We start from the raw sequence: 6,147 nt of genomic DNA, 5'->3' as shown, positions 1-6,147 counted from the left end.
ACAGGAAGTCAGGATGGGAATCAACAAGAGCGGTCCCACCCTGCCGAGTGCATTACTCAAGGCTTTCAGGATGCCCAGGAAATGGAAAGAAGACATGCAGGAACTCACCGGGAAGGGTCATTGTCTGGAGTTTCACCCCTTTGGACATCAGGCGACTCCGACAGAGACAGAGGGGCGTCCCAGAAATAGGATCCAAAACGAATCCGGCACGAGGCCTGCGGATCGTTTCGATCTTGCTCGTAGAGCAGACTGCTTTCGCGGATCATTTCGCTACGCACCTGAGACCAGAGTTTCTGAGACAGTTGGGCAAGTTTGGCCGCAGATTCTGGAGTCAATCCGCTGACGAAGACACTTTGTTCAAGACGGGGCTCATGACCTTTGATGTTGCTGACGGCGGCGGATACATGGTCTCCCAGATTTCCGGAAAACAGTTCCATGAGTTCGGTAGAACCCGCTGGAGGCACAAACCCCCGTGGAGAAGGAATGACCCAGTCTTGCCCCTGTTTTTTCCTGATGGTCACCAATCCCAGACGAACCAATTCAGAAAGCACCGTGTAGGGATGAACATCTTGAGTAATCTGACGCACCAGCGTCTCAAAGGAGATTTCATCCCCGATACGCAACAGGGGTTTGGGGTTTTTGAAGCGATCGCGATAGAGTGGGTTTTGTATCCAGTGAGAGAATACCTGGCTACTCAAGGAAACCTTTCGCGCAATCCGATCCCCCATGCCATTTTCACGCCAATAGCGCACATCCTTGCGATGAACTCCGCTCAACAAACTCAGGGCTGAATCGGTATCCTTGCAATGGGCTTCCTCGAGTTCGCTTTGAGCCTGTTCGATGAAGGTCTGCTTGAGCACGGCAGCAAAACGTACGTAATCCACCCCGCAGGACAGGAGCAAGCGTATCATTGGAGCCATGATGTGGGTCACGGCCTCCAGCGTATCCTCGGCAGCAGGAAGCGTGGCGCTGGACGGGCTTGGGGAGGGAAGTTGACGCGGCGGTCTGCCCATGGCGGATGAATTGGCTGGTTAGTAGGGTGGTTTTACGATTTGTCAATGTTCACTAATTAGCATTTTAACAGATTTTCAACAGTTGTCATTTCAGGTCATGTCCCAACTTCATCTGTTCCTTCTGGAATTATCCTCTCAACTCGGCACCCATTTTCTGCTGGTGGTCTGTCTGGGGTTTTTAACCGGGCTGGAATTCCGTGAATATCTTCTCACGCGCCATCTGGAACATCCGCTCGCCATGGGTTCATCCCGCACCTATGCATTCATCGCGGCACTGGGATTTCTTCTCTACACTCTGAACCCGGCCGGTCTGCTCTATCTCGGGGGCATGTTGTTTCTGATTGCGTTATTCGTGCAGTTTTACCACCATAAATTGCAGGCGGGTCAGAAAGGCATCCATCAATTCCTGATCGGCATGCTGGTCTATACCTATGGGCCGAGTGTTCAACTGTTTCCGCTCTGGTTCCTGATCCTGCTTTTTGTCACCGTGGTCCTGGTCCTGGGCGCGCGCCCCTTGACCCATCACCTGATTGCGACCATGGATCGCCTGGAATTGCTGACCTTATCCAAGTTCCTGCTGCTCTCCGCAGTGATCCTCCCGCTCCTGCCCAAGGAATATCCGTTCAAGAACTTGCCCCTCACCCCCTTTTCGGTATGGATGGCGGTCGTCGTGATTTCCGCCATTTCCTATGCCGGTTACCTGTTGCGTCGCTATGTGTTCAAGGGAAGCGGCTATCTGGTGACCGGGTTACTCGGAGGCATCTACTCCAGCACAGCCACCATTGTGGTTTTGGCTCGGGCCTCGGCCCCTCCTTCCGCTTCTCTCGCCCGGATCCATGGCGGCATTCTGGGTGCTGTGGGCATGATGTACGTCCGACTGTTACTGCTGGTCCTATTGATGGCACCCATGCTGCTTCGTTACTGTGCCTTGCCCCTTCTGGGCGGAGGCATGATTGCCCTGGGTCTTGCCTGGCTCAGCCAGCGTAAAACAGACAAAAAGTTGCCCGATACCGTAGACAACGTGACCAACAGCAACCCTCTGGCCCTGCGTACCGCATTGCTTTTTGCTTTTCTATTCGTGCTCATGACTGCCTTGACCCACTTCATCCTGCAGGATTTTGGCTCGGGCGGAATAGAGATCCTGGCTCTTGTGATCGGTTTTACCGATATCAACCCATTCATCATGTCGTTGCTCAACAATTCCCGTCATGATCTGTCCCTCGCGCAGAGTGCGGGCGCGTTGATCATGGCGGCCGGCAGCAATATCATGCTGGAAGGCGGATATACCCTGGTTTTCGGAAACCGCGCGCGCAATCGGGGAATTTTTCTGAAATTATTGGGACTGGGCAGCGCAACCCTGCTCTTCGGCCTCGGAATGTTCTGAGAAATCGGCACGTTTCATGAGGTTGGCCAGGCCGTCAGGGTCATCAGCAGGTTCTGGACGGGCGCTGAAAAATCGGTAAAGGTCAATGTCACGGCCTGCATGATTTTCTCGAAACCGGCTTCCGACTGGGAAACACTATGGCAGGGACGAGAAGTAACCCGACAGGGCATGTTGCACCCCACGGTCACCCCTCCTCCCAGGACCTCATCGCGCAGAACCAACTGGGTCACTCCGTTGAGTTCGATATCCTGGCCAAACCCCCCGGGAATTTCTCCATTGAATTCAAAACGACCTGCCGGACCATCGCAACTGGGCATGACCAGATTGAGTTCAATCTCCAGCGTTGACCAGAAGACAGGGTCTGGATGCTCATAACGGACCAGCAGGGCCTGCGCCAGCAGGGAAATCTCTTTACGAGCCCCCTGCGTCCGGCCCAGAAATTTCACACCTGAGTCTGTTTCATCCGCCCGGATCTCATCATATTCGAGCAAGCATCGTTCTCCATCCCTTCGTGCGTAATCGGTGAACAGCGCGCGCCGGGTCGAATCGAAGACCAAATCCCCGGCACTCAGAGGATGTTTGAACTGGACCCTTTCGTGGGGGTTACTGAGGCCAGTGGAAGAGGATACATCGGGTTGAGTCAGAACTTTGGCATGATAATGCTCCCGCTGACGGGTCAGCGTATCGGCAAAATTATGGGCCAGTTCATAGACGTCCAGTTCCAGTACATGGGCTGGCCCATTGCCGGCGATGATCGCTTGAATCTGCCCATTCTGAAGAACGATTTCCTCATGACCATCCAGGTCCAGATCGTAGCGCGCCAACGCGGGGCGCGGATGATGCCGGTCGAGATCGGCCTCCAGTTGTAACAGGGCGTGATACAGGGCGCGCCGCAAATGCGGAAGATAAAGTCCCCCGAACAAGCCATGCCAGTAGGCATCATTGGCCTGGGTTTCGTACAGCAGACGACGGCGCTCAGCAGTTTGCTGTAGCGCAGGCAGGGCTTGGAAGCGCGCGGACAGGCCCAGCATCCGTTTGTGCAGATGATTGGCTTCTGGATAACGCATCATGAAATTTCGCCAGATCCCGCCACGCAAAAATGGCCGATCCTGACCATAAGTCTGCTCATTCCGCGCCCGTTCCACCAGATGGGCATAGTGTTCTCCGGCCTGGGCGGGCAAGGTCCACTCATTCATTTCGATATACGAAGTGGTAGGCAGATAGACCGGCCCCCGGGTTGCATTCTGGGCATGGTAGCGCGCATAGGTCATGGGTTCGATGAAGGGGGAATTGAGAACTCCCTGGATGAACTGTTCCAGCCATCCCTTTTCATAGACCCATTCATAGGTTTCCGGCCAGATGCCAAATTTTTCGATGTCATCGAAATAGATCGCGGCTTCCATTCGATCGTCCCGCGCCATGCCCTCCAGATAACTGACGACTTCGTTGGCCTGTGTGAAGGGAATACGGTAGCGCAGTCCCTCGGCAATGGGAAATATATCGAGTCTCTCTCCGCCTTCTTCCGTGGTGAAATAGCCATTCAGGCGCTCTGCGGGCACACCGGCACAAAGAAAATGATAGTCGTCCACCGTGACGTAACGCACCCCGCTCTGGTGCAGCGCGGATACCACAGAAGATTCCCAGACCCGTTCGGTGAGCCAGGAACCACCGGGTTTCACACCGAAACAATCGTGAATCCGTTGGGACAGGAATTGCACCTGACCCCGTCGATCCGCTTCGGGAATGGCGGCCAGCACCGGCTCGGCATAACCTGCCGTAAAGAGTTCTGCCTGCCCACGCCTTACCATGATTTTGAGCAATTCCATATCTTCCGGATCATGGTCCAACCATTGGTCCAGCAACCAACCACTGACGTGGAGGGCAAAGGGAAATTCCGGAAAGCGGGCCATCAAACGCAAAAAAGGGCCATAACAACGCTGATGGGCATCGGCAAGGACGGAAGGGAAATTGCCCACAGGTTGATGCGCGTGGACCCCCATCAGAAAAGCAATTTTTTTGGGCATGACGGACTCGTTCAGGGATGGATATTACGGCGCATGGCTCCTCCCGCTTCCTGGCCACGACTTCCCCGACTGAAGGGAAGGGACAGGATACGAGGTGGATCGAGGGACAGGAGTTGATAGAGGGTCGTCAAATTCAGGCGATAAAGGCGGTCAAATAATTGAACACTCTCAGCCGAGTTGTAATCCCCAAACCACCAGAACCAATCCGACCCTTCGCAGACAGCCAGTTGACGGGTGACTTGATCTTGTTGCTCGGGAGACAGGGTGGGAAGCACGCGATCACAGGCCATTTTTGCCTCTACCAGCAAGTCCCAGGCCACATTCTTGTCGGGATTACCCATCCAAGTGGTCAGGGATCCGTAAACCCAACTGCCCGCCACTATTTGCTTTAGGACAGGCAAGTCCATTTCATCAGGCTGCTGGCACAGGGCAGCAAAGGTGACGGGGCGTATCACAGGGTGAGAATCCAGCGCTTGATAGAGGTAATCAAGAAAATAGTAACCGTTGTAAGGGTAGTATTCCCAGGCGTTTTCCCCATCCAGAATGACCGTGACCACGGGATCCTGATCTTCGGGCGTGGATTCCAGAATCATTTCCAGTTGGCGAATGAAGTCCTCGGCCGCATTTTTACCATCCCATTGTGCATACTCAAATCCGATTCGATCCGAAAGTTGGTCATCCCGGAAAAAAACCCGCAACTCATGGCCTTCGGTTTTGAACAGATAGGGTCGATAAAGCCACTGTTCTTTAGGCAGGGTTTCCTGTCCCCAGGATAAACGCAGGGTCTTGGCCAGAACGTTTTCACTGCTGGCGGTCCAGGCGAGACCCTGCATGGCAAACATCTCCAGAGTGGCGGTAGACAGGGCTCCTTCTCCCGGCCAGAATCCGACCGGATTCTGGTCAAACTGTCCCTGATAGGCATCGAACGCTTTCCGGATATGATCGACAGCCCGGTTTTCTCCTCCCGGATAATGAGAATGTCGGGGCAAGGCCAAATGAGGCACGGCTTCCCGCGCTGTGGCAAAGTCCAGAAGGAGAGGAAGGATGGGGTGGGTATTGGGGGTCGTGGACAGTTCCACTTGTCCTGACTGTTGAAGTGCTCGATAGCGCAGCAAAATCGAACTCAGTGTTTCGCCGACCAACGCATTCAGGGCTTGCCGATCCGCCAGGGTATAACCCTCCCCCTGCGCCATCAGGCGCCCCAGGAGTGGAACCGTCTTGCGCAGACTTTCCCCCGTCCAGGCAAGGTGGTACCAAACCAGCAGGTCTGCCAGAAACTGTCCAGAAACGTAGGTTGCGGGCTCTACACCATCTTTCTGGAAGCGTTGGATACAGTCGCGCAATCGAGCATAACCCGGAAAGGGATCGATCATCTTGGGGGCATGGCAACGCAGGCAAGTGCCGATCAGAGCATGGCGTTCTGCCATTGAGAGATCTTCCAGCGAAGGGGTGACCAACCAGCGCAGGAGGGGGTCACGCCAAGTCCCCAAATGAAATTGTTCTGCATAATCTACCAACTGATCCATCAGAGACGGAACCAGGTTCACCACTACCGGCAGATTCGGGTAGCGCTCCAGGTGAGCCGCCATGTCCGTATAATCTTTCAGGGCATGCAGATAGGTCCAGGGCAGTTCAAATTCCCGGGTCAGAGCGTTGCGATAATCCGGTTGGTGCATGTGCCAGCACAGGATGAGTTTCAGGGTACGCGTTTCTTCAGTCATGGACA

At 54.6% G+C, this 6,147-nt stretch carries 4 protein-coding genes; 1 reads left to right on the top strand and 3 read right to left on the bottom strand.

What is annotated here, in order from left to right; translation table 11 throughout:
- Positions 1–104: 104 nt before the first annotated feature.
- On the bottom strand, positions 105–1,013 hold the full coding sequence (locus M6F29_RS02010; protein WP_298157007.1) for a DUF6502 family protein: 909 nt from the start codon (positions 1,011–1,013) through the stop codon (positions 105–107).
- Positions 1,014–1,110: 97 nt separating this feature from the next.
- Between M6F29_RS02010 and M6F29_RS02005 the strand changes: the two genes are divergently transcribed.
- Entirely contained in the window at positions 1,111–2,397 is a 1,287-nt protein-coding gene (locus M6F29_RS02005; protein ID WP_298157005.1) for an MgtC/SapB family protein, read from the top strand.
- A gap of 14 nt (positions 2,398–2,411) precedes the next feature.
- Here the strand turns inward: M6F29_RS02005 and M6F29_RS02000 are convergent, their stop codons facing one another.
- Together M6F29_RS02000 and M6F29_RS01995 are read right to left on the bottom strand one after the other, a co-directional pair.
- The gene (locus M6F29_RS02000; RefSeq protein WP_298157002.1) at positions 2,412–4,421 is read right to left on the bottom strand and encodes an alpha-amylase/4-alpha-glucanotransferase domain-containing protein; all 2,010 of its coding nucleotides are present in this window, start codon (positions 4,419–4,421) and stop codon (positions 2,412–2,414) included.
- Positions 4,422–4,432: 11 nt separating this feature from the next.
- Positions 4,433–6,142, bottom strand: a complete 1,710-nt coding sequence (locus M6F29_RS01995) for a glycoside hydrolase family 57 protein (RefSeq protein ID WP_298156999.1) — start codon at positions 6,140–6,142, stop codon at positions 4,433–4,435.
- Positions 6,143–6,147: the final 5 nt, after the last annotated feature.

The sequence above is a fragment of the Ferrovum sp. genome (assembly GCF_027317285.1).
Lineage (GTDB): Bacteria > Pseudomonadota > Gammaproteobacteria > Burkholderiales > Ferrovaceae > Ferrovum.
The sequence above is the reverse complement of the archived record's forward strand: the minus strand, read 5'-3'. Positions and strand labels throughout refer to the sequence as shown.

Coding starts and splice junctions, on each gene's coding strand:
- M6F29_RS02010 (WP_298157007.1), bottom strand. CDS start 1,013: ATGGGCAGACCGCCGCGTCAACTTCCCTCCCCAAGCCCGTCCAGCGCC.
- M6F29_RS02005 (WP_298157005.1), top strand. CDS start 1,111: ATGTCCCAACTTCATCTGTTCCTTCTGGAATTATCCTCTCAACTCGGC.
- M6F29_RS02000 (WP_298157002.1), bottom strand. CDS start 4,421: ATGCCCAAAAAAATTGCTTTTCTGATGGGGGTCCACGCGCATCAACCT.
- M6F29_RS01995 (WP_298156999.1), bottom strand. CDS start 6,142: ATGACTGAAGAAACGCGTACCCTGAAACTCATCCTGTGCTGGCACATG.